This is a genomic window from Candidatus Burkholderia verschuerenii (assembly GCF_001189365.1).
In the GTDB taxonomy this organism is placed as follows: domain Bacteria; phylum Pseudomonadota; class Gammaproteobacteria; order Burkholderiales; family Burkholderiaceae; genus Caballeronia; species Caballeronia verschuerenii.
The window spans coordinates 1-23883 of record NZ_LFJJ01000042.1; the positions used below are offsets into that span (position 1 = coordinate 1).

The following is a 23883-nucleotide window of genomic DNA, read 5'->3' on the forward strand; positions in this document are numbered from 1 at the left end:
CTGCCGACGCTTCGCCGATCACCTCGCGGTGACCTGCGCACGGCTCGGGGCCGATGTGGTTCGCTACTCCTTCATCGCAGTGGACTTTCACCACCTACTCCTTGCCGGTCTACCGGCGCACTCAGAAGTTGTATTGCAGATAAACCTGGCTGAAATTTATACCAGGATTGGGCTCTTTGATACTGGCGTTCGAAAGATGCTGAAAACGGAAGCCCGCCTGATAGTTCTGATGCTCGCCGAAGATCGCGCCGACGCCGACCATATCCGCGAACTGGAACGCCGTGGACACGCTGAAGTCGTTCGTGATGCGCGTATGCGACAGCAGCCGCACGCCCACGCCCGCCTCGATGAACGGCCGGATATAGCCCGAGCTCTTCACGAAGCGCAGCACCGGCGTCAGGCCGAATTCCCAGATGTTCGGGTGCACCGCGTTGTCTTCGGTCGTATGCCAATAAGAAACGTGGCCTTCGCCCAGCAGCGTGAAGTGGAAACCGCCGATTTCCCACCAGGTCAGTCCGGGGTCCCACACGACGCCGACATCGGCCTTCTTGATATCGTGATTCGCGACGCCTCCCGCGAACTGCACGCCCCAGCGATCGGCGTGGGCGGCGGCAGAAGCGAGGCCCAGTGTCAGCGCAAGTGCGGCTTGTGCAAATTTGTTGCGCCGGAGACCTTTATTTTTCTGCATGAGCACCCCAAGTATGGGTTGTGTTTCATATGCCGAACTGAACCCGGCGATTGTAGTGCCGCGCCGATATAGTTGCACAAACGGCCGAACACATCCCATTTATTTGAATAATCTGCCTTCGCGCCGCACAATTGCGGTAACTCATGCGAATCGAACCTGCGAATCGGTAAATACGACGATTTTCGTCAGCCGATTTCCGCTATGAATCCCGCCAAGCCGATAGCTTTGTGGGAACTCTCACATTCAGCATCCCTCTAACACTTAGCACTCGCTGGGCGGGAGTGCTAATATCGTGACTGGCTTTCCGCAGTTGTTAAGCGGCGAGCGAATTGTTGATAAGGAGCTTATGAGCGTGACCAATGCGATGACCCTTCCGAATGTGTTGAGCTCGGCACCTGCCAAGGCATCTTCGGCAGGCGCGCTGACGTACGCACAGTCGTCGATGCTGACCGGCCAGATCGGCAACATCGATTCCTACATTCAGGCAGTGAACCGTATTCCGATGCTTTCGCAGGCGGAGGAACGTCAGTACGCCACCGAATTCCGCGACAACGGCAACCTGAACGCCGCGCGCCAGCTCGTGCTGTCGCATCTGCGTCTGGTCGTGTCGATCGCCCGTAACTATCTCGGCTACGGCCTGCCGCACGCGGACTTGATTCAGGAAGGCAATATCGGCCTGATGAAAGCCGTGAAGCGTTTCGACCCCGAGCAAAACGTGCGCCTGGTGTCCTACGCCATGCACTGGATCAAGGCCGAGATTCACGAGTACATCCTGCGCAACTGGCGCATGGTGAAGGTCGCGACCACGAAGGCACAGCGCAAGCTGTTCTTTAACCTGCGCAGCCACAAGACCGGTACGTCGGCGTTCACGCCGGACGAGATCGAAGGGCTCGCGAACGAGCTGAACGTCAAGCGCGAAGAAGTCGTGGAGATGGAAACGCGTCTGTCGGGCGGCGATATCGCGCTCGAAGGTCAGGTCGAGGACGGCGAGGAAGCGTTCGCGCCCATCGCCTATCTGGCGGATTCGCACGACGAACCGACCAACGTCATCGCGGCGCGTCAGTTCGACAAGCTGCAAAGCGATGGCCTGACCGAAGCTCTGGAGAAGCTGGACGAGCGTAGCCGCCGCATCATCAAGGCGCGCTGGCTGGACGTGCAGGACGACGGATCGGGCGGCATGACGCTGCACGAACTGGCCGACGAATTCGGTGTGTCGGCTGAGCGCATTCGCCAGATCGAGGCGAGCGCGATGAAGAAGATGCGTTCGGCGCTGAATGAATATGCGTAACGCCTAGCGCGTTGAAAGAGAAGGTAAAAGCCCGCTGTCGAAAGATGGCGGGCTTTTTTATTTCCGCTTAGAGACGCATCCAAAAAAAATCGGCGTCCGAAGACGCCGATTTTCGTAGTGCTTCGCGTGTGCGCTTACGCAGGCATCGGCGCTGCGCCGCCGCCGTTGCCGGTCAGACGCGTCGCCATTTGCGCTGCATAGCGCTGCGCCGCCGCGCCCACGACGATATGGAACGTATCCGCCGACACCCACGCCACGTCGAGCGACGACAGACGCTGACGATCCACCGATGACGGATCGCGCACGACCACGCGCAGACGCGTCGCGGCCACGGCATCGAGCGAGACGACGTTGGTCGCGCCGCCGAACACCGCGAGCCAGCGCAGCGGATCGGGATCGAGCGGACCGGCGGTTTGATCGGCTGCGCTCACGGCAGCAGCGGCAACCGGTTGAGCCGGAGCCGACGATGCAGGCGTCGCGCCGCGCGTCGACGAGTGCTCCAATTCGCCGCGAATTTCATCGGCGATTAAATCCGCTTCCGGTCCGATGATCACCTGCACGCTGGTCGTGCCGCGCTTCAGCACGCCGCGCGCGCCGATGCTCTTCAACTGCGCTTCCGACACCTTCTCCGCATCGACCACCGACAGCCGCAGACGCGTCGTGCAGGCATCGACCAGGCTCAGATTCGACGCGCCGCCCAGCGCCGCGATGTAGCGCGCGGCACGGGAGTTGGCCGACGCCGCGCCCGGCAGCGGCGAAATTACGCCACCACCGATTGCGCCGGTCGCTTCGATTTCGGCATCGGTCATCGCGGGTTCGCGGCCCGGCGTCGCCATATTGAACTTGCGGATAAAGAAGCGGAACAGGCCGTAGTAGATGATGCCGTAGACCAGGCCGATCGGAATCGCCAGCCAGCCGCGCTGCGACAGGCCGTAGTTCAGCACGTAGTCGATCGCGCCTGCCGAGAACGTGAAGCCCAGATGCACGCCAAGCGCCGAGCAGATCGCCAGCGACAAACCGGTGAACACCGCGTGAATTGCGTACAGAACCGGCGCGAGGAACATGAAGCTGTATTCGATCGGCTCGGTCACGCCCGTCAGGAACGCGGTCAGCGCCATCGAGAACAGCAGGCCGCCGACGACCGCGCGGCGTTCCTTCGGTGCTTCGTGGAACATCGCGAGACACGCGGCCGGCAGACCGAACATCATGATCGGGAAGAAGCCGGTCATGAAGCCGCCCGCGGTGAGATCACCCGCGAAGAAGCGGTGCAAATCGCCGTGCACAACTTCGCCACCCGCCGGCGGCGTGAACGAGCCGAACACGAACCACGCCAGCGAATTGATGATGTGGTGCAGACCCGTGACCAGCAGAATCCGGTTCAGCACGCCGAACACGAAGGTGCCGAGCGCGCCGGCCGTCGTCAGCCAGTTGCCGGCCATGTCGATGGCGCCTTGAATCGGCTGCCAGACGTACCCGAACACGATACCGAGCACCAGACACGCGACGCCCGTGACAATCGGCACGAAGCGCTTCCCCCCGAAGAACGCGAGGTACTCGGGCAGCTTGATGTCCTTGTACTTGTTGTACAGATAACCCGCGACCATACCGGCGACGATCCCCGACAACACGCCCATATTGAGCTTGTCGTTGATGTCCTTCATCACGGCGATCTCGATGAGATAACCGATCGCGCCGGCGAGACCCGCCGTGCCGTTGTTGTCCTTCGCGAAACCCACCGCCACGCCGATAGCGAACAACAGCGGCAGGTTCGTGAAGATCGCATCGCCGGCGTCGGCGATCATCTTGATGTTGAAGACATCGGGTTGGCCGAGTCGCAGAAGCAGGCCGGCCACCGGTAGTACGGCGATCGGCAGCATCAGCGCACGGCCTAGTCGCTGCATTTTTGCAAACGGGTTGGCGTCCATCGGGTTCTCCAAAAATATAAGTCTTGTCGTGACTGCTTCGGGGACTGCAGGGTTAGTCTTGCGGCCAGATTTCGCGGCTGGCCGCTCTTACTGCCTGCGCCGATTCGAGCGCGAGGCAATCCTCGGCGCGCTGACGGCACAGTTGGTAATCGAGATTGCGCACACGCGCCTTGATGCCCGGCACCGACACCGGATCGACCGACAGTTCGGTCACGCCCAGGCCGACGAGCAAGGGCGCCGCGACCGGATCGCCGCCGAGCGCGCCGCACACGCCGACCCATTTGCCGTGCTTCTCCGCGCCCTGCACCGCCGCCTTGATCAGGCGCAGCACGGCCGGATGCAGGCCATCGGATTGGGCGGCGAGATCGGGCTGGCAGCGGTCCATCGCGAGCGTGTACTGCGTGAGATCGTTGGTGCCGATCGAGAGGAAATCCGCGTGCTTCGCGAGTTGATCGGCGAGCAAGGCGGCGGACGGCACTTCGATCATCACGCCGACTTCGATCGGTTCCGTGCGGCCCATTTCGCGCGCGAGTTCGTCGATACGAACGCGCAGGCGTTGCAGTTCGCCGGAATCGGTGACCATCGGCAGGAGAATGCGGACCGCGCCGAGCGGCTTCACCGCGAGCAGACCGCGCAGCTGATCGTCGAGCAGATCGGGACGCACTTGCGCGAGACGAATGCCGCGCAGGCCGAGCGCCGGATTTTCCTCAGGCGGCAGCGTCAGATAATCGACTTCCTTGTCCGCGCCGACATCCAGCGTGCGGATGATCGCGGTGCGTTCTTGCAGCGCATCGACAATGCCCTGATAACTTTCCGCGTGTTCGTCGACCGTGGGCGCCGCCTGACGATGGATGAACAGCAGTTCCGTGCGCAGCAAGCCGACCGCGTCCGCGCCGTTTTCGACGGCGGCTTTGGCGTCGTCGAGCGTGGCGATGTTCGCGGCCACTTCGATATGCCGGCCGTCTTTGGTCGACGCCGCTTCCTTCGACAACTTGCGATTCGCCTCGCGCACGCCCGCGAGCCGATCGCGTTCGGTGCGCGCGCGTTCGACGTCGAGTTCGGTCGGCGCGTGTTCGAGCCGTCCCGCCGATGCGTTCACGACGACCTGCGTGCCGTCCGGAATGGCGTGCAGCGCATCGCCGATGGCGACCAGTGCCGGAATGCCGATCTGCCGCGCGATGATCGCCGCATGCGACTTCGCGCCGCCGCGCGACATCACGAGCGCCGTGACGCGCTGACGATCGAGCGAGGACAGATCGGACGGCGTGAATTCGACCGCCGCGAGCACGGCTTCGGCGGGCAATTCGCGCGCGGCCGTGTTGGTCAGGCCGAGCGTGCGCAGCACGCGTTTTTCGATATCGCGCAGATCCGCCGCGCGTTCCGCGAGCAGTTCGTCGTCGACGTTGTTCAGCAGCGCGATTTGCGCGCGGATCGCCTCGCGCCACGCGAAACCGGCGCTCTTGCCGAGGCTGATCAGATCGCGCGCGGCGTCGACCAGCGTCGGGTCTTCCAGCAACACGCGATGCACCGCGAAAATCCCCGCTTCGCCGACCGCGCCGCGTTGCGAGGCGGTGCACACGGTTTCGTCGAGTTCGGCATCGACTTGCGCGATGGCTTTATCGAGCGCGCGACTTTCCGCCGCCGACGGACCGCTCGCCTGTTCCGGCGGCACGATGTCCTGATCGTCCCAGCGCACCAGCGTGCCGACCGCGATTCCCGGCGACGCCGACACGCCCGCGAGCGTATTCGGCGGCAGCGGTTCGCCCGATGCGCGCGCCACCGCGACCGGCGCGGGCGACTTCGCGCGCGCAGGCGATTCTTCCACTTCGCCGTGCGCCGCGCGCAACAGTTCGGCGGCGACCGCTTCGACCGCCTGCTGCGCCTGCGAGCCGATACCGACCAGTTCGATCGTCGAACCTTCGCCCGCGCCCAAACCGAGCAGACCGACGACGCTTTCCACCGGCGCCTTCTTGCCCGCGTAACGCACTTCTACCTTGGCGTCGAAACCGCGCGCCGCTTCGCGCGCACGCGCTGCCGGACGCGCATGCAAACCGCCCGCGTGACCCAGCGTGAGACTGCGGCGCGCTTCTTCCAGCACCATCGCGCCCGAACGCGCGACTTCGGCTTTTTCGCCGTCCTTCGCGCGCAGCACCAGCAGACGCGCGCCCGCTTTCAGCACGCCGCGACCGGCGCGATCGATCACGTCGAAGGCATCGCCGTTGGCGATCGCGATCACGGACACGAGGCTCGGCGCGTGTTGCGCGACGAAATCCGCGTTAAACTCGATGAGCGGCTGACCGGCGCGCACCGACGCGCCCTGCTCGACCATCGGCGCGAAGCCTTCGCCGCCCAGTTCGACCGTATCGATGCCGATATGCACCAGCACTTCCGCGCCGTACGGCGTGCGCAGCGTCACGGCGTGATGGGTGCGCGCGAGATGCGTGACGACGCCATCGCACGGTGCGACCAGCACGTTATCGAGCGGATCGATGCCGATACCATCGCCGAACATGCCTTGGGCGAACACCGGATCGGGCACGTCGGCGAGCGGCACGACGGGACCGGCGAACGGCGCGAGCAGAACGACATCGTTCGCGTTATCGGGGGAATGATTCAACAGAGACTCCTCGGCACGACGCATCGTCTTCTCGCTCAATGGGTTTCGGTGACCTTGTTCAGGTGACGCGGCGCGTCGGGATTGCGCCCGCGCGCGGCGGCCAGATTCGCGGCCATCACGTAAAAGGAAAGAATCGCGGCGATCGGATCGAGCGCCGGATGTTGAGTCGCGACCAGCGGCAATTCGGCTTCCGGCACGTCGTCGGGCGCGGCGAGCAGCACGCGTGCGCCGCGTGCGCGCATATCGGCGGCGAGCTGGATCAGCCCGGCCTGTTCCGGTCCGCGCGGCGCGAATACGAGCAGCGGATAGTCGCGATCGATGATTTCCATCGGGCCGTGACGCACTTCCGCGCTGGAAAACGCTTCGGCCTGAATGCCCGAGGTTTCCTTGAGCTTCAGCGCCGCTTCCTGCGCGATGGCGAGCCCGAGCCCGCGCCCGACCACGATCATGCGATCGACGTCCTTCAGTTCGGTCACGGCGCGCGACCAGTCGAGCTTGCCGGCGGCGCGCAACGCGTCGGGCAGCGAGCTGAGCGCGTTTTGCAATTCGTGATCGCGCTGAACGTGCGCAATGACGATTGCCGACAGCGACAGCATCGCGATATAGCTCTTGGTGGCGGCGACGGAAAGTTCGGGCCCGGCGAGCAGCGGCAGATAGTATTCGCACGCGGTTTCGAGCGGCGAGCCCGCGACGTTGACCGCCGCGACCGTGAACGCGCCCGCGTCGCGCAGCGCCTGCATCGTGCCGACCAGATCGTGGCTCTTGCCCGACTGCGAGAACGCGACCGCGAGCTGGCCCGACACGCGCAACGGCGCTTGCTGGAGCGTGGCGACGGACATCGGCAGCGAGGCGACCGGCACGCCGAGGCGGCTCATCGTCAGGCTGGCGAAATAGCTGGCGGCGTGGTCGGAACTGCCGCGCGCGACGGTCAGCGCGACATGGCGCGGCTGTTCGCGCAATTTGACCGCGAGTTCCTCGATGTGCGAGGTATCGGCGAGCTGGGCCGCGACGACATTCGCGGACTCCAGCGCCTCGTTAAGCATATTCGACAATTGATTCTCCTTCGACATACGTGGCCGTCAGCGCGTGTTCCCGGTCGAGCACGACGAGATCGGCCCACGCGCCGCGCGCGATACGGCCGCGGTCTTCGAGTCCGAGATAGTCGGCGGGAAAGCGCGACAGGCGATTGGATACATCCGCGAGCGGAATGCCCAGCGAAACGAGATTGCGCAGTGCCTGATCCATCGTGAGCGTGCTGCCGGCGAGCGTGCCGTCCGCGAGACGCACGCCGCCCATGCATTTGGTCAGGTGCTGGCTGCCGAGACGATATTCGCCGTCGGGCATGCCGGCCGCCGACGTGCTGTCGGTCACGACATACAGACGCGGAATGGCGCGCATCGCGGCGCGGATCGCGCCCGGATGCACGTGCAGCAAATCGGGAATGAGTTCCGCATATTCGGCGTGCGCGAGCGCCGCGCCGACCATGCCCGGATCGCGGTGATGCAGCGGCGACATCGCGTTGAACAGATGCGTGAAGCCGCGCGCGCCGTGCTTGAGCGCGTTGACAGCGTCGTCATAGGTGCCGAGCGAATGGCCGAGCTGCACGCGCACGCCGCGCGATGCCATTTCCGAAATGATGTCGAGATGCCCGGAGATTTCCGGCGCAATGGTGACGACGCGGATCGGCGCGAGTTCGAGGTACTTCAGCACCTCGTCGCGCACGGCGACGGCGGCCGCGTCCGGTTGCGCGCCGAGTTTGCCGGGATTAATATACGGGCCTTCGAGATGCACGCCGAGCACGCGCGCGCTGCCGGCAGCGCAGCGTTTGGCCTGTTCGCCGAGACCGGCGACGACCTGCATGAGTTCGTCGCGCGGCGCGGTCATGGTGGTGGCGAGCAGGCTCGTGGTGCCGTGGCGCGCGTGCTGACGCGCGACGGTATCGGCTGCGTCGCCGCCTTCCATGATGTCGCGCCCGCCGCCGCCGTGAACGTGCAGATCGATGAAGCCGGGCAGGATGTACGGATCGTCGTTCGCGAGCGGATCGGCGATATGACCTTCGAGCGCGATCACGCGCCCGTTCTCGACGCTGACCGTGCCGTTGATCCAGCCGTCCGTCGTGAGGATATTTCCTTTAAGCATGAAGTTCTCTGGAAGTACGCGATGCGTGGTGAGGTTCAGCGCCCTTCGCGCCATGCTGCGAACAGGCTGCCGCGCAATAGACGTGCGCGGCGTGCGACTGGCGTGCCTGGGTCCTCTGATTCTCGTTCGTGCTTTCGTGTTGCTTCGTTACGTCATGCGCGCGATGCCTGATGGCAGGCGCTTACCGGTGCAGCTCCACGACGAAATCGTAGTAATCGTCGCGGCAGTAGGTATCCGTCAATTCGATGGCGCGCTGATCCGCCGAGTAGAGCCGATCCGCGTGATGACCAGCAGCGCGGCCTGCGGCGCGACGCCCATCAGCCGGGCGATGTCCGCGCCGGCATTGACCGCCCGAAAGTGTTGCAACGCCCGTACGACTGCCTGCCCGCGCGCCTCCAGATACCGATAGAGCGACGCGCCGATCACCAGCGGATCCGGCACCACCGCAACCGGCAGCGCCGATTGTTCCAGCGCCATCACCGCGCCGTCCGCGCGACGCAATCTGCGCAGACTCGCGACGGACGCGCCGGGCATCAGCCCGAGACGCATGGATTCGTCGCGACTCGCGGCTCTCAGTCCGCGATCAAGCCAGACGGAATCGGGCTTGAAGCCGCGTTGTTCGAGCATTTCGCTACAGCCGATCAAACGAGTCAGCGGATCGCTCACGCGCGGCGTAATAAAACTGCCCGCCCCGCGCACTCGTCGGATTAATCCCTGTTCGACAAGCAGCGCAATAGCCTTGCGCGCCGTAATACGCGAAACGCCCACGCCTTCCGACAACGTTCGTTCCGAAGGCAGCGCTTCGCCGGCCGACCAACTGCCACCATGAATGGCCGCCGCGAGCCGCGAAGCCAGTTGAAGATATAGCGGTGTGTCGCTCCGGTCGTCGGGCGTTAGATCGTGCCAGCTTCTTTGCATGCGAGAGTTCCAGCGCGCCTCGAATCGGAGTCCATTATATAACCAACATAATACCAGTCAAACCTCTCGCAAAGCTTCATGACAATTGGCAAAAACTTATTAAAATCTATTACTTATAAAAACTTTTGCAGATTCGAGGCAGCACATCCGGTCTCAGTATTTTCCCCAATCAACCATTCGCGGCCCGCAAGTGGTCTGTCTGCTGATTTCTCAGTCTTTTTTAAGTCTTTTACCATTAGCACGACCGTGCTTTCTTTGGCACAATGGCTCGTTAGTTCGGATTCGCAACTAATTCGACCCCCAAACTATAATCAAACACGTGAGAGAGTAGAGGCAGATGGTCTGTTCAGATCCGAGTCGGGCCGCGGAAGCCGTAAGGCATTTCAACCGCTTTTATGCGCGCCACGCGGGCGCATTGCACGAACGACTTCATAAGAGCGATTTTTCGCTGACTGAAGTCCGCATCCTGCATGAATTGGCGCACGACCGAGCAACCACTGCCGCCGATCTATCGCGCAATCTAGGTTTGGATACCGGTTATCTCAGCCGGTTAATCACCAACTTTCAGAAACTCGGACTCGTCGTGCGCACCAAGAACGAGGCCGACGGGCGCGCCCATCTGCTTAGGATCACCGACGACGCCAAAGCCGCTGTCGATGAAATCGACCTGCATATCTCCGCCGAAACCACTTCGCTGCTCAGCCGCCTGTATCCGGGCGAAATCGAGCAACTCATCATGGCCATGTCCGATATCGAGCGCCTGCTGTCGCTGGAAGCGCGTGGCGCCGTCGATACGCGCCTGCGCAGTCCGCGCGTCGGCGATTTCGGCTGGATGATCGAACGTCACGCGCATCTCGTGCCGGCGCAGCGCTCCAATCTCAGCAGCGAAAGCTACGCGGCGACGGCCGTCGCGCGCTTTCTGTCGGCCATGCAATCGAACACGCAACGGATCGCCTGCTGGGTGGCGGAACAGAGCGGCGCGGCGCGTATCGGCGCGGCGGTGCTGATGGCGGAAACGGAATCGCTGGCGCGCATCGATCTGCTGTTCGTCGAGCCGAGCGCGCGGCGTCGCGGTCTCGGCGCGCAACTCGTGGCCGCCTGCACGAACTTCGCGCACGGCGCGGGGTATGACAACGTGGTGTATCATATGTCGGAAGCGCACGTCGATCTGTGCGGCCTCTTTATGCACGCCGGATTCAAGCCCGTGCAGGAAGGCCGACAAGGCGTGATGTTCCGGCGCGAGTTGCGAAAGGTCTACGCTGACTATAGGCAGCTAGTTATGAAAACGGCGTTCCGAAGAACGCCGTTCAGGGTTTTATCCTGCTTTTGCGTCAATCAGAATGACGGCACGACCGAGCCCTTGAACTCGCTCTTCAGGAACTGCCGCACCTCTTCCGACTGATACGCCGCGACGAGTTTCTTCACCCACGGCTGATCCTTATCCTTCGCGCGCACGGCGATCAGGTTCGCGTACGGGCTGTGTACATCCTCCAGCGCGATCGCATCCTTCGTCGGTTGCAGGCCGGCGGCCAGCGCGAAGTTGGTGTTGATCGCGGCGGCATCGACATCGGCGAGCGTGCGCGGCAATTGCGCGGCGTCGAGTTCCACCAGCTTGATCTTCTTCGGATTGTCGGCGACATCGAGCGGCGTCGCGTTGTTGCCGTTCGTGCCCGCGCCCGCCTTCAGCTTGATCACGCCTTGCGTCTGCAACAACAGCAACGCGCGATTCTTATTCGACGGATCGTTCGGCACCGCGACCTTCGCGCCTTGCGGCAAGTCCTTCAGCGACTTCAGCTTCTTCGAATACACGCCGAGCGGCGAGATATACGTGAGACCCGCGTTGATCAGCTTGTAGCCGCGCTGCTTAATCTGACTATCGAGATACGGCTGATGCTGGAAGCTGTTCGCATCGAGATCGCCGGCGTCGAGCGCGGCGTTCGGCTGAACGTAATCGTTGAATTCGACGACCTTCACATTGAGGCCTTCGCGCTTCGCGACCTTCTGCACGACTTGCCAGATTTGCGCGTCGGGGCCGCTGATGGTGCCGACCTTGATGACCTTGTCGTCCGCGTGCGCGGCGATGCTCGTGAAGAACGCGGCCGATGCCGCCACGGCGAGGAGTGCTTTGAGCGAGTTTCTGCGCTGCATGGTGTTCCTGTTTCGATGCGGATCAATGACCGCGGGATTGCCTGAACCGCCATCGGCTCATTGTGTGAACCGAGGTGGCGAATGTTCGCACGGCTTTGGTGCGAGGGGAAATACAGAATGCTCATGTGGATATCACGCGTTTCGTTGTGCGGATAAAATCGCGACACAAAGTCACGAAACGCGGCATTCGCCACGTACCGGAGGCAGCACCATGTATGTGATCAACCTGCGTTACACCGACGCGCTCGAGGCGCATCGCGAATATTTGACGCGCTATTTCGAGGCGGGCGTGTTCGTGATGGCGGGGCCGAAGATGCCGCGCGAAGGCGGCGTGATCATCGCGTCGGGAATCGAGCGCGACAAGCTCGATGAGATCGTCGCGGAAGATCCGTTTGCGCAGCAGAAACTCGCGCATTACGACATCACCGAATTCAAGGCGACGCGGCTCGCGCCGGGCTGGAAGTTGCCGGAGCCGTTCGCCGAGCGCTGAAATGAAAAGCGGCCCATGTGGGCCGCGTTCGCGTGAATCAGTCGAGCAGGATTTTCAGATCGTGTACCCACGGCTCGACGCCCTGCCCGTCGTGCGCGAAGAGTCGCAGCTTGCCGTCCTTGTCGAAGACGTAGCTCGCGGCGGTGTGATCCATCGTGTAATCGCCGGGCGTCTTGCCGGCCGACTTGGCGTAGTAGACGCGAAAGTCCTTCGCGACCTTTTCGAGTTGCGCATCGCTCGCGGGACGCAAACCGATGTAGGTCGGATTGAACGCCTGCACGTACTGGCCGAGCAGCGGCGCGGTATCGCGGGCGGGATCGACGGTGACCATCAGGACTTGCACGTCCTTCGCTTTGTCGCCGAGTTGTTGCAGCGCTTGCGACAGTTCGGCGAGCGTCGTCGGACAGACATCGGGGCAATGCGTGTAGCCGAAGAACAGCACGACGGCCTTGCCTTTGAAATCGCCCAGCGTGCGCGTCTTGCCGGTCGTGTCGGGCAGCGAAAAGTCGCTGCCGAACTGCTTGTTGCCGGTGATATCGAGGTTCTTGAAATCGGGCGCTTTATCGCAGGCAGCCAGCAAGACCGCGCAGACCAGCAGCGCGAAGGCACGACGCAAAAAGACCGTCATGCGCCGATCACCGTGCGCACGTAATGATCGACCAGCAAGGCGAGGAACAGCAGCGACAGATAGATGATCGAGTAGCGGAACGTCTTGCGGGCCAGCGCATCGGAATAATCGCGATACATCTTCCACGCGTAACCGATGAACCCCGCGCCGAGCGCCACCGCGCTTGCCAGATACACGACGCCGCTCATGCCGGAAATATACGGCATGAGCGTGACCGCGAACAGCACCAGCGTGTACAGGAAGATGTTCAGCAGCGTGTACTTCTCGCCGTGCGTGATGGGCAGCATCGGCAGACCGGCGTTCTCGTAGTCCTTGCGGCGATACAGCGCCAGCGCCCAGAAATGCGGCGGCGTCCACACGAAGATGATCAGCACGAGAATCCAGGCATCGCCGGGAACGTGGCCGGTGACGGCCGCCCAGCCGAGCGCGGGCGGCATCGCGCCCGACGCACCGCCGATCACGATGTTCTGCGGCGTGTACGGCTTGAGCAGCAGCGTGTAGATCACGGCGTAACCGACGAACGTGGCGATGGTCAGCCACATCGTGAGCGGATTGGTGAACGTGTAGAGCGTCCACATGCCGATGCCGCCGAGCACGGCCGAGAACGTCAGAATCTGCGTCGGCGTGATCTGGCCGCGCGCGGACGGACGCCACGCGGTGCGGCGCATCTTCGCATCGACTTTTTGCTCGACGAGACAGTTGATCGCGAATGCGGCGCCGGCCAGCAGCCAGATGCCGACCGCGCCGCCGACGAGTTTGTCCCACGGCACCATGCCGGGCGTGGTCAGAAACATGCCGATGACGGCGCAGAACACGGCGAGTTGCGTGACGCGCGGCTTGGTCAGCGCGAGATATTGCTGGACGCGGCTGCCGAGAGGGGAATTGAGTGTCGTGCTATCCATGATGTGGAGTCACGCTGAAACGACGTCGCGCGCGGGAAGCGTGGCGCGGCCGGGACGGCTAGAAGAGATTCGAAAGTTTAACATAACGAGTAGCAGCAACAGGATGGAGGCCCCGCCGTTGTGCGCCACCGCGATCGGCAGCGGCCATTGCAGGACGATATTCGAGAGGCCTGTAAAAAACTGTACGACGATGACGAACAATACGCCGTTCGCGGGCTTTCGCAGAGACTCGAATCGACGCAACCTTGACGCAAGCCAAAGCAAGTACAGAACGACGACGATCGCAAACGTCCGATGCGTCCAGTGGATCGCCACAAGCGCGTCCTGTGAGATGACGTCGCCGTCGCCGGTCATGCCGAGCGCGCGCCAGAGGTGGAAGCCGTGCTCGAAGTTCATCGGCGGAATCCATTGGCCGTTGCACAGCGGGAAGTCCGTGCAGGCGAGCACCGCGTAATTCGTGCTGACCCAGCCGCCCAGCGCGATCTGCACGACGAGCAGCACGAGGCCAAACATTGCGGCGGGCATCCAGCGGGCGGCGGCGGAATCGAGCGATGGAATCGGCGTCATGCGCGCCGCGAGCCAGCCGAGCACGCCGAGCAGCGCGAGTCCGAGCAGCAAATGCGTCGTGACGATCACCGGTTGCAGTTTGAGCGTGACGGTCCACGCGCCGAATGCGCCTTGCAGCACGATCAGCCCGAGAATGCCGGTCGGCCACCACGGCGACACGTGCAGCGGACGCTTCTTGATGCGCGCCGTCCACGCGATCACCGTCTGCGCGATGATCAGCACGCCGATCGCCATCGCGAAATAGCGATGCAGCATCTCGATCCACGCTTTCACCATGCTAACCGGCCCGGTGGGCATCGCCAGATGCGCGGCCGCAATTTCCGCATGCGCGATAAACGGCGACGACGTGCCGTAGCAGCCCGGCCAGTCCGGACAGCCGAGACCGGAATCGGTCAGGCGCGTAAAGCCGCCGAACATAATCAGGTCGAGCGTCAGGAAGGTGGTCAGCCAGACGAGCTTGCGGAATTTGTCGTCGTCGGCTTTCGCCCAGACGTAGGAAAGCGGCAGCAGCGCAATACAAATGCCGATCAGCCCGAGTTGTACCAGAAACATGCTTTTAACCTATGCGGGACCACTTCAACAGCTTCGCCACGTCCGCGTTGATCTTCTTCGGATCGGGATTCTTCGGGAAGCGCATCATCAGATTGCCGTTCGGATCGACCAGAAAGATGTGATCCGTGAGTTTGGTGCCGTCGTCGACGGGCAGCCACGCGGCGACGGCTTTTTCGTCGGCGACCAGCATGCGCGTGTCCGGCTGCGGATACGCCGTCTTGATGCGATCGGCGACCGGTTTATCGTCCGTGCGCAGCCAGACGTTGACCACGCGCTCGCGTTCGCCGGATTGCAGCACGCGCACCTGACGCATGAAGTACAGACGCGTCGCGCATTGCTCGTCGCAGTCGCTGCCGTTAACCGTGATCATCAGCCATTTGCCTTCCAGCGACTTGAGCGGCATGCTCTGCCCCTTTTCGTCGGTGACGACGAGTTGGGCCGGAATCGGCCGCTGCGGCTCGACGAGCGTACCGTAACTCGACGTGCCGCCCGCCGGTTTGAACACGTAATACATCAAATACGAGGCGATCACCGGCGCCGCGCACACCAGCGCGAGCAGCAGGAGCATCCAGCGTCCGTTGTTCCAGGAGCCTTTCTTCGCCGGTCGAGGCGCTTGGCGCGATTGGGTTTGCATACGTCGATTTCTGTCCTGTTCAGGCGTGAGCTTCGTCGTCGGCGACGGCGTTGCCTTTCTTCGCGGCGCGACGCGCGGCGTACAAGCCGAAGCCGATCGCCGCCGCCGCCATGCCCCACCACTGGAACATGTAGCCGTAGTTTCGTTCGACGCCGACCGTCGGCGCGGGCCAGTCGCGCACGAGTTTGTCGCCGGTGTCGCTGGTCTGCTGGATCACGAAGGGCTGCAGCGCGAGGCCGGTTTCCTTCGCATACGATTCGACGTCGAGGTTCTGGCGGATTTCCTGATGCGCCGCCGATCCGCCGTGTCCGAGCTCGAACGCCTGCGACGCATTGGCGCGGGCGATGCCTTTCACATCGACGATGCCCTTCGGCGTGTCGTACGGCTCAATGCCCGTGCGATCCGACAGATTGCGCGGCAGCCAGCCGCGATTCACCAGCACGACGCCGCCGCCCTCGAGTTTAAGCGGCATCACGACATAAAAGCCCGGCTGATCGTTATACGGACGATTATCGAGATAGACCACGCGTTCCGGCATAAACTCTCCGCGCGCCTCCACTCGATGAAATTCGATGTCCTTCAACGGCAGCGCGTTCGCGCCGACGCGCTGCGCGGGCGCATTCTCGAACGCGACGATATGCGCGTTCAGCGCTTCCTTCTGATGCGCGCGATCGCGCTGCCAGAAGCCCAGCCGCACCGTCACCGCGACGACGATGAGAATCAGGATCGTCGGCCAGAGGCGAATCTTCATCGGGCGCTCCCGGCCCACGGCGCACGGAGCGATGCATCGAGTGAGATAATGAGATAGTTCAATTCAATACTGCTCGCTGAAGTATCCGGGCAACACGCTGGCTGGTTTCATGCACATCTTCGTCGCTATCGCTTTCATCCTGATCCTCTGCAGCCTGGGGTCGGCGCTGTATTTCATGATGACCGACAAGGGCCGGACCAAGCGGATGGTGTGGTCGCTCGCCGCGCGCGTCGGGCTGTCGATCTCGCTGTTCCTGTTCATCCTGTTCGCACACTGGATGGGCTGGATTCAGACGAGCGGCATTCCCATCGGACGATAACGCGGCGCAATCGCGATTCACATTCCGCCTATTGTCGCAGCGCGTCTCCTGACCCTCTAAAAAGCACGACGCCGCCCGAAAGTCAATCCCGGGCGGCGTCGCGGCACATCTCACTGCGGCTCGCGCGAATCTCTCGCGCGATGCCCTCGAAACACTTACAGCCAGTACACGACGACGTACAGCCCGAGCCACACGACGTCGACGAAGTGCCAATACCACGCGGCGCCTTCGAACGCGAAGTGATGCTCCGCCGTGAAGTGGCCGCGAATCAGACGCACCATCACGACTGCCAGCATCGTGCCGCCGAGGAACACGTGGAAACCGTGGAAGCCCGTCAGCAGGAAGAAGGTCGAGCCGTACACGCCCGACGACAGCGTCAGGTTCAGTTCGTTGTACGCGTGGAAGTATTCGTAGCCCTGGCAGAAGAGGAAGATCACGCCGAGCAGCACCGTCGCGGCCATCCAGCCAATCGCCTTCTTGCGATGATCTTCACGAATCGCATGGTGAGCCACGGTCAGCGTCGCACCCGAGGACAGCAGCAGCGCCGTGTTGATGGTCGGCAGCGGCCACGGCACCATCGCGCGGAAATGCGGGACGAGCGCGGCGGGACCGTTGTTCGGCCAGACTGCGCTGAAATCCGGCCAGATCAGCTTGTAATCGAGGCTGCCGAGTTCGTGCAGCGCGATCTGGCGCGCGTAGAATAATGCGCCGAAGAAGGCCGCGAAGAACATCACTTCGGAGAAGATGAACCAGCTCATGCTCCAGCGATACGACGTGTCAACGCGTTTGCCGTACATGCCGCCTTCGGATTCGGAGATGGCGTCGCCGAACCAGTGCCACAGCACGAAGAGCAGGAACAGCAGGCCGACGAACGTACCGATCGGCCCGAAGCTATGGCCGTTCACCCACGACGCGAGCGACGACAGCATCACCAGCAGGCCGCACGCAGCCATGATCGGATGCCGCGACGGATGCGGCACGAAGTAATACGGGCTCTCGTTTTGACCGCTCATTGTTGATTCTCCACTTCTATCCTGGTTGCTTGAGTTTTCTTTTCCATCGAGCCGCACTTGCCGCCGCGCGATGTTCCGTCTATCCCACTACCGCGCGCACGACCACCAGCAGCACAACGATAAACAGCACCGCGCCGATGACGCCCGCCGCGATCAGATGCAGCGGCTTGAGCTGCGCTGCATCGCTTTCCAGATCCGCGCGCCGCCGCACGCCGAAGAACGACCAGAAGACCGCTTTCACGAGCTTCAGGAAACCGCCCTTGTTCGGCATTTCTGCGTTCATGACGTTCATGTTCCCTTCGCGACCGACTTGGGCGCGTCCAGCTCGAAGAACGTGTACGACAGCGTGATCGTCTTGACGTCCTTCGGCAGCTTCGGATCGACGACGAACACCACCGGCATGCGCTTCGTCTCCCCCGGCAACAGCGTTTGCTGCGTAAAGCAAAAGCACTCGATCTTCTTGAAGTACTCGGTGGCCTGCTTCGGCGCGTAACTCGGGATGGCTTGCGCCTTCACCGTGCGGCCCTGATCGTTGGTCACCTGATACATCACCGTCATGACTTCGCCGGGGTGAATGTCCAGCGAGTTCTGCTCCGGTTTGAATTCCAGCGGGCCGCGGGCGTTCGCATCGAATTCGATCGAAACGCTGCGGCTCATGTCCACTTGCGTGTTCTTCGCCTCGCGCGCGCCGACATCCTTCTGCACGAGGTTGTTGATGCCGGTGATCTGGCAGATCGCGCGATACATCGGCACCAGCGCGAAGCCGAAACCGAACATCATCGCCGCGACGACGAAGAGTTTCACCAGCATCGACCGGTTGAAGGAGCGGTCGATATGCGTTTCTTGCGGTGTCGACACGTTAACCTCGCGACAACAGGTACTGATGGACGACGATACCCACGAAGAAGACGGCGGCAATCAACACCATGATGATTCCGAGCCGCTTGTTGCCCGCGCGGATTTCCTCGCGGGTACGTCTTTTTGGTGGATTCGGGGCCATGCTTTCTATGTGATGCGGGCTGCGAGGCGGGATGCGCCTCGCAGCGCCTAATTACTTATTCAACCGTCGGCGGATTCTCGAAGGTATGGAACGGCGCCGGGCTCGGCACGGTCCATTCGAGGCCTTCCGCGCCATCCCACGGCTTGTTCGACGCCTTCTCGTGCTCGCCGCCGCCACGATACGTCGGCAGCGCGACCGCGAACAGGAAGTACACCTGCGCCAGACCGAAACCGAACGCGCCGATCGTCGCGATCTGGTTGAAGTCCGTGAACTGGGCCGGGTAGTCGGCGTAGCGGCGCGGCATGCCGGCCAGACCCAGGAAGTGCATCGGGAAGAACGTGATGTTGAAGAAGATCATCGACGCCCAGAAGTGGATCTTGCCGCGCATCTCGTTGTACATCCAGCCGGTCCACTTCGGCGACCAGTAGTACCACCCGGAGAACAGCGCGAACAGCGACCCCGCCACCAGCACGTAGTGGAAGTGCGCCACCACGTAGTACGTCCCGTGCATCTGGATATCGAGCGGCGCCATCGACAGGATCAGGCCCGTGAAGCCGCCCATCGTGAACACGAACAGGAAGCCGATCGCGAACAGCATCGGGGTTTCGAAGGTGATCGCGCCGCGCCACATCGTCGCGACCCAGTTGAACACCTTCACGCCCGTCGGCACGGCGATCAGCATCGTCGCGTACATGAAGAACAGCTGGCCCGTCACCGGCATGCCGGTCGCGAACATGTGGTGCGCCCACACCATAAACGACAGAATCGCGATCGATGCAGTTGCGTACACCATCGAGCTATAGCCGAACAGCGGCTTGCGCGAGAACGCCGGAATCACCTGCGACACGATCCCGAACGCCGGCAAGATCATGATGTACACCTCGGGGTGACCGAAGAACCAGAAGATATGCTGGTACATCACCGGATCGCCGCCGCCCGCCGCGTTGAAGAACGACGTGCCGAAGTGGCGATCGAACAGCACCATCGTGATCGCGCCTGCCAGAACCGGCATCACGGCGATCAGCAGGTACGCGGTGATCAGCCACGTCCACGCGAACATCGGCATCTTCATCAGCGTCATGCCGGGCGCGCGCATGTTCAGAATCGTCACGACGATGTTGATACCGCCCATGATCGACGACGCACCCATGATGTGGACCGCGAAAATCGCGAAGTCCATGCCCGGGCCCATCTGCGTCGAAAGCGGTGCGTAGAGCGTCCAGCCCGCGGCGGTTGCGCCGCCCGGCACGAAGAACGAACCGACCAGCAGCACGGCCGCGACCGGCAGCAGCCAGAAGCTGAAGTTGTTCATCCGCGCGAAGGCCATGTCCGATGCGCCGATCTGCAGCGGCACCATCCAGTTCGCGAAGCCGACGAAAGCCGGCATGATCGCGCCGAACACCATGATCAGGCCGTGCATGGTGGTGAGCTGGTTGAAGAACTCGGGACGCATGATCTGCAGACCCGGCTCGAACAGCTCCGCGCGAATGCCCAGCGCCATGACGCCGCCGGACAGGAACATGATGAAAGAGAACAACAGGTACAGCGTACCGATGTCCTTGTGGTTGGTGGCCCAAAGCCACCGGCGCCAACCTGTCGGCAACTCGTGCGCGTGGTCGTCGTGCGCGTGGTCGTGACCCGCGCCTACATCGTGTCCGATGCTAGACATGACAATGATCTCCTAAAGCAAATACTCGGGTCGGGGCACCTGGCTTTCCCATCGGCTCTTCGGTTGCTGTTTGGCAGCGAATGAAGAGCGCGATTGGGTCATGTCAAGCAGCCGGACTGATTTCGACGCGGCGAGCTTCCTTCGCATCCGTGCCACCCGTGACCGACTCGGGCTTCTTCAACACGATGCGATCTTCCGACACACCTGCTGCCTTCAACGCGTCGCGCACGGCTTGCGCGCGGCGCTTGGCGAGATCGGCGTTCAGGTCGGCGCCGCCGCTCGCATCCGTGAAGCCGGACAGAGAGAGCTTCGCGTCCGGATGCGCCTTGGCGTAGGCGACGGCTTGCACTGCGTTGTTTGCGTCGGCGGGCAGCGTGCCCGTCTCGAAGTAGATGCTGGCGGGCAAACCCGCGGCCTGTTCGCCGCTGGCCGCAGCCGGAGCTGCCGGAGCGCTCGCTTCGGTCGATGCCGACGCCGCGCCGCTGGCCGCTTCCGGCGCTGCCGCCGTGTGATCGCCCCCTTCCGGCATCTTGCCGTTGCGTGCGTCGGCCACTTGCTTCGGCTGGAGAATGTCGCCGGTGTGGTTGCCCCACGAATTACGTTCGAACGTGATGACCGAGGCGATTTCCACGTCGTTCAGCGTCGACGCCCACGGCGGCATCGCGCCCTTGCCGTGCAGCACGATATTCACGTGACCCGCGATCGGACCGTTCGCGACCTTCGAGCCGTCGAGCGCCGGGAACTGGCCCGCGCCCTTGCCGGTCGGCTGGTGGCAGACCGCGCAGTTCGACGAATACACCTGCTGGCCGCGCGTCTTCAGCTCGTCCATCGTGTAGGTCTTGTTGGGATCGTCGGCGGAAGCGGACATTTTCTTCTTCTGGCCATCGACCCACTTCGCGTAGTCGTCGGCCGACAGCACTTCGACCACGACCGGCATGTACGCGTGCTCCTTGCCGCACAGTTCCGTACAGAAGCCGCGATACGTACCGACCTTCTCCGCCTTGAACCAGGTGTCGCGCACGAAGCCGGGAATCGCATCCTGCTTCACGCCGAACGCCGGCACGTACCACGAGTGAACGACGTCGTTCGCGGTCGTGATGATGCGGATCTTCTTGTCGACCGGCACCACTAGCGGGTTGTCGACTTCCTGCAGATACAGGTCCGAGATCGGCTTCTGGCCGTTGGTTTCGCTACGCGGCGTGGAGAGCGTCGACAGGAAGCTGATGCCCTCGCCCTGGCCCTTCACGTAGTCGTAGCCCCACTTCCACTGATAACCCGTGACCTTCACGGTGAGATCGGCGTTGGAGGTGTCCTTCATCGCGACGACGGCCTTGGTCGCCGGCAGCGCCATCAGAATGACGATGATGAATGGCACGATGGTCCAGATGATTTCGACCGTCGTGCTTTCATGGAAGTTGGCGGGCTTGAAACCCTTGGACTTGCGATGCTTGACCAGCGAATAGAACATCACCCCGAACACGCCGATGAAAATGACGGTACAGATGATGAGCATGAAGATATGGAGGCCGTAGAGCTCCTCGGCGATCTTCGTCACGGGCGGCTGAAAGTTCAGCTCGTTAACAGCGGGGCCGCCAGGACTGTTATTGACCGCCAGGGCCGCGCCGGCATTCAGCAGTGCGCCTGCCGCCAGCACGCCCGAGAGGGCTCGCTTGATTGTTTTCATAGCATCCTTACCCAAAATTTCCATTCAAACCCTCGACCCCCGTGGGCATCGTGCTGGCTTGCCGGCTCCTCTCAAAGGCGTCTCAGCGACGCCTGCAACTCGGCAGCAAATTGCTTGCGACGATGCTGTGCAAGGTGTTGTCCGATCTTCACCGACTGACCGCGCGATACGATCGTGAGCGGCTCCCTCGGCGTCGCGCCCGTTTCGACCCGCACCCAGCGCGGATTGAACTCGAACTGCGTCAACTCTGCGGCGTTCATCTGCTCGATCAACAACCGGTTCTGATACAGCCGGATACGCTCGAAATCGACGGCGTGCCGCGCATAGATCACGAACGCGACCCCAACGACCGTCAACTCGATTCCGGTGAACGGCAGCACCAGCCAGGCGCCATTCAAAAACAGCGATGTCGCGATTGCGATGGAAACCAGCGCGAGCGACACGTAAAAACCCACGAATTGCCGGGGCGACACAGAACAATTCCGCTTCATCAGCCAGTCCTTGATGAGCGGCTCGGAATCTGTCAGTGCGTGGCTTGCATGCATCGCTGCCTCCACCAATCCTCACAAATTCGCTCGGATTTTGCCCAAATTTGTGTCAGTTCGGGCGACAAACTGACGCATTATAGGCGGATAGGTTTGCTACCACAAGCAAGGGTCATAACGTCGCAAAGCCATATGCCACAAGCCTCTGCGCCGTTTTGACGCACCTTTTCGCGCCACTTTTGAGCGGAAATTTCTGACATAACGACAGCCCTCTTTCCCACTCGGGCAAAACCTTTCAGCGCTTCCTGATTACCGTTTCTTCGGGCCACGCCCTATATCTTCCAGCCGGACGATGCCATGTCCTTCCGCGGTCTGGCGCGGCACGGCCTTCCACGCGTGACCGTAAATCACCTCGAACGTGAGCGGGATCGTGCCGTCGTCGCGGCGTAGCGCGTCCAGATTCGCGTGAACCGCGCGGCGCAAGGCTTCCGCGTCGGCGGGACGCATCGCGTCGGCGCGCAGGAACGGATACGCGCCCCAGCGCGTGACGTCCGCGAACAGCGATTCGGGCGACTTGTACGTGATGGTCAGGACTTCCTGATCCATCACCGGAATCTCGAAACCGCTCTCGACGAGCATGTCGCCGAGATCATGCATGTCGACGAAGTCGATCGTGTGAGCCTGCGCGTCGAGACCGAGCGTGCGCTCCGCTTCGCGATACGCGGCGGCGAGTTCACGCAGCGTATCGGGGCCGAAGGTGCTGAACATCAACAGGCCGTTGACCTTCAGCACGCGCTGCCACTCAGGGAAAACCAGATCGGGACGCGCATGCCAGTGCAGCGCGAGATTGGACCACAGCAGTTCGAACGCGCCGCCCGCGAACGGCAAGGCCGAAAAATCCGCCTGCGCGAGTTGCGGGCCGCGCGCGCCGAATGCCTTCGCGAGCGTATTGGGCAGAAAGCGCCGCCAGCCCGCGCCCCCTTCGGCATCGGCCGATTCGGCCAGGCGCGCGCGTGCGAGCATCGCGGACGAAATATCGACACCCGTCACCGATGCCTCCGCGAAGCGCTCGCGCAAGCCCGGCAAGTCCGCGCCCGCGCCGCACGCCGCATCGAGCACGCGCGACGGCACGACCTTGATGTACTCGAGCCGCTCGCGCATCCGCGACGCGATCTCGCGCGGCAGGAACGCGACGTCGTCGAACTCGGCGGCGCGACAGTCGAAGATCTCGCGCAAACGGCGCGGATCATAGGCCGGTCGGCTAGTTTTGGGAGACGGTGAGGACATGACGGTTTTCTGCGGAGAACGCGAAGTATACTCGGTCGTCTCGAAATAAGCCGCCGCAACCGCCCTTATAAGCGTTATCTGTGGCGCTGCATCGTTCTGGTACGGGTCGTTATCGTGAAAGCCGTTCGCTTGTCTTGGCCGATGCCCGCGTGTGTTCCTGCGCTGGCGCAGCATATGGC

Annotated in this window: 23 protein-coding genes and 1 pseudogene; 4 read left to right on the top strand and 20 right to left on the bottom strand. The window is 62.6% G+C overall.

Going from position 1 to position 23883, the window contains the following annotated elements; translation table 11 throughout:
* Positions 1 to 121: 121 nt before the first annotated feature.
* On the bottom strand, positions 122 to 688 hold the full coding sequence (locus tag BVER_RS10340) for an acyloxyacyl hydrolase (RefSeq protein WP_050453230.1): 567 nt from the start codon (positions 686 to 688) through the stop codon (positions 122 to 124).
* Positions 689 to 1040: 352 nt separating this feature from the next.
* On the opposite strand from BVER_RS10340, the gene rpoH reads away from it, so the two are divergent.
* On the top strand, positions 1041 to 1976 hold the full coding sequence (rpoH, locus tag BVER_RS10345) for an RNA polymerase sigma factor RpoH (protein WP_050453255.1): 936 nt from the start codon (positions 1041 to 1043) through the stop codon (positions 1974 to 1976).
* Between the two features lie 134 nt (positions 1977 to 2110).
* On the opposite strand, the gene nagE is transcribed toward rpoH, so the two are convergent.
* From nagE to BVER_RS10370, 5 genes and pseudogenes are all read right to left on the bottom strand, one after another.
* Positions 2111 to 3901, bottom strand: a complete 1791-nt coding sequence (gene nagE / locus BVER_RS10350) for an N-acetylglucosamine-specific PTS transporter subunit IIBC (protein ID WP_050453231.1) — start codon at positions 3899 to 3901, stop codon at positions 2111 to 2113.
* Between the two features lie 52 nt (positions 3902 to 3953).
* The gene (ptsP, locus tag BVER_RS10355) at positions 3954 to 6542 is read right to left on the bottom strand and encodes a phosphoenolpyruvate--protein phosphotransferase (RefSeq protein ID WP_050453256.1); all 2589 of its coding nucleotides are present in this window, start codon (positions 6540 to 6542) and stop codon (positions 3954 to 3956) included.
* Between the two features lie 11 nt (positions 6543 to 6553).
* The gene (locus BVER_RS10360; RefSeq protein ID WP_050453232.1) at positions 6554 to 7561 is read right to left on the bottom strand and encodes an SIS domain-containing protein; all 1008 of its coding nucleotides are present in this window, start codon (positions 7559 to 7561) and stop codon (positions 6554 to 6556) included.
* On the bottom strand, positions 7554 to 8657 hold the full coding sequence (gene nagA, locus BVER_RS10365) for an N-acetylglucosamine-6-phosphate deacetylase (RefSeq protein WP_050453233.1): 1104 nt from the start codon (positions 8655 to 8657) through the stop codon (positions 7554 to 7556). Before nagA ends, BVER_RS10360 begins: the two co-directional genes overlap by 8 nt.
* 181 nt (positions 8658 to 8838) lie before the next feature.
* Positions 8839 to 9575 (bottom strand): annotated as a pseudogene (locus tag BVER_RS10370) (GntR family transcriptional regulator).
* A gap of 337 nt (positions 9576 to 9912) precedes the next feature.
* Between BVER_RS10370 and BVER_RS10375 the strand changes: the two are divergent.
* The gene (locus tag BVER_RS10375) at positions 9913 to 10977 is read left to right on the top strand and encodes a bifunctional helix-turn-helix transcriptional regulator/GNAT family N-acetyltransferase (RefSeq protein WP_083452122.1); all 1065 of its coding nucleotides are present in this window, start codon (positions 9913 to 9915) and stop codon (positions 10975 to 10977) included.
* On the opposite strand, the gene BVER_RS10380 is transcribed toward BVER_RS10375, so the two are convergent.
* The gene (locus BVER_RS10380) at positions 10911 to 11723 is read right to left on the bottom strand and encodes a MetQ/NlpA family ABC transporter substrate-binding protein (protein ID WP_050453234.1); all 813 of its coding nucleotides are present in this window, start codon (positions 11721 to 11723) and stop codon (positions 10911 to 10913) included. The two genes, BVER_RS10375 and BVER_RS10380, sit on opposite strands and share 67 nt — an antisense overlap.
* A 211-nt stretch (positions 11724 to 11934) precedes the next feature.
* Here BVER_RS10380 and BVER_RS10385 point away from each other — a divergent pair, with 211 nt between their 5' ends.
* The gene (locus BVER_RS10385; protein ID WP_050453235.1) at positions 11935 to 12213 is read left to right on the top strand and encodes a YciI family protein; all 279 of its coding nucleotides are present in this window, start codon (positions 11935 to 11937) and stop codon (positions 12211 to 12213) included.
* A gap of 37 nt (positions 12214 to 12250) precedes the next feature.
* On the opposite strand, the gene BVER_RS10390 is transcribed toward BVER_RS10385, so the two are convergent.
* From BVER_RS10390 to BVER_RS10410, 5 genes are read right to left on the bottom strand one after another with little or no spacing between them, the layout of a single operon-like run.
* Positions 12251 to 12841 (bottom strand): SCO family protein, encoded by a 591-nt coding sequence (locus BVER_RS10390; RefSeq protein ID WP_050453236.1) that lies wholly within the window; start codon positions 12839 to 12841, stop codon positions 12251 to 12253.
* Positions 12838 to 13743: a heme o synthase gene (cyoE, locus tag BVER_RS10395; protein ID WP_050453237.1), complete on the bottom strand. Its 906-nt coding sequence runs from the start codon at positions 13741 to 13743 to the stop codon at positions 12838 to 12840. The genes BVER_RS10390 and cyoE overlap by 4 nt, the downstream gene beginning before the upstream one ends.
* 9 nt (positions 13744 to 13752) lie before the next feature.
* A complete protein-coding gene (locus BVER_RS10400) occupies positions 13753 to 14862 on the bottom strand; it encodes a COX15/CtaA family protein (protein WP_050453238.1) in 1110 nt (369 codons plus the stop codon).
* Positions 14863 to 14866: 4 nt separating this feature from the next.
* Positions 14867 to 15496, bottom strand: a complete 630-nt coding sequence (locus BVER_RS10405; protein ID WP_050453239.1) for an SCO family protein — start codon at positions 15494 to 15496, stop codon at positions 14867 to 14869.
* A gap of 19 nt (positions 15497 to 15515) precedes the next feature.
* Complete coding sequence (locus BVER_RS10410) at positions 15516 to 16247, bottom strand: SURF1 family protein (RefSeq protein WP_050453240.1); 732 nt, start codon at positions 16245 to 16247, stop codon at positions 15516 to 15518.
* A 109-nt stretch (positions 16248 to 16356) separates the two neighbouring features.
* On the opposite strand from BVER_RS10410, the gene BVER_RS10415 reads away from it, so the two are divergent.
* Positions 16357 to 16566, top strand: coding sequence for a twin transmembrane helix small protein (locus BVER_RS10415; RefSeq protein WP_050453241.1), 210 nt, complete (start codon positions 16357 to 16359; stop codon positions 16564 to 16566).
* A gap of 155 nt (positions 16567 to 16721) precedes the next feature.
* On the opposite strand, the gene BVER_RS10420 is transcribed toward BVER_RS10415, so the two are convergent.
* The 8 genes from BVER_RS10420 to BVER_RS10450 all read right to left on the bottom strand — a co-directional run bounded on the left by BVER_RS10420 (position 16722) and on the right by BVER_RS10450 (position 23704).
* Positions 16722 to 17579, bottom strand: coding sequence for a cytochrome c oxidase subunit 3 (locus BVER_RS10420; RefSeq protein ID WP_050453242.1), 858 nt, complete (start codon positions 17577 to 17579; stop codon positions 16722 to 16724).
* A gap of 79 nt (positions 17580 to 17658) precedes the next feature.
* A complete protein-coding gene (locus BVER_RS10425; RefSeq protein WP_050453257.1) occupies positions 17659 to 17862 on the bottom strand; it encodes a DUF2970 domain-containing protein in 204 nt (67 codons plus the stop codon).
* A gap of 5 nt (positions 17863 to 17867) precedes the next feature.
* A complete protein-coding gene (locus BVER_RS10430; protein ID WP_083452124.1) occupies positions 17868 to 18437 on the bottom strand; it encodes a cytochrome c oxidase assembly protein in 570 nt (189 codons plus the stop codon).
* A gap of 1 nt (position 18438) precedes the next feature.
* On the bottom strand, positions 18439 to 18579 hold the full coding sequence (locus BVER_RS32470) for a cytochrome oxidase small assembly protein (RefSeq protein WP_198155214.1): 141 nt from the start codon (positions 18577 to 18579) through the stop codon (positions 18439 to 18441).
* Positions 18580 to 18634: 55 nt separating this feature from the next.
* Positions 18635 to 20248 carry a cytochrome c oxidase subunit I gene (gene ctaD / locus BVER_RS10435; protein WP_050453243.1) on the bottom strand — a complete coding sequence of 538 codons (1614 nt, stop codon included), beginning with the start codon at positions 20246 to 20248 and terminating at the stop codon, positions 18635 to 18637.
* A gap of 103 nt (positions 20249 to 20351) precedes the next feature.
* Entirely contained in the window at positions 20352 to 21956 is a 1605-nt protein-coding gene (gene coxB, locus BVER_RS10440; RefSeq protein ID WP_050453244.1) for a cytochrome c oxidase subunit II, read from the bottom strand.
* A gap of 47 nt (positions 21957 to 22003) precedes the next feature.
* Positions 22004 to 22477, bottom strand: a complete 474-nt coding sequence (locus BVER_RS10445) for a DUF2244 domain-containing protein (RefSeq protein ID WP_050453245.1) — start codon at positions 22475 to 22477, stop codon at positions 22004 to 22006.
* Positions 22478 to 22726: 249 nt separating this feature from the next.
* Complete coding sequence (locus BVER_RS10450) at positions 22727 to 23704, bottom strand: methyltransferase domain-containing protein (RefSeq protein ID WP_050453246.1); 978 nt, start codon at positions 23702 to 23704, stop codon at positions 22727 to 22729.
* Between the last annotated feature and the right edge of the window lie 179 nt (positions 23705 to 23883).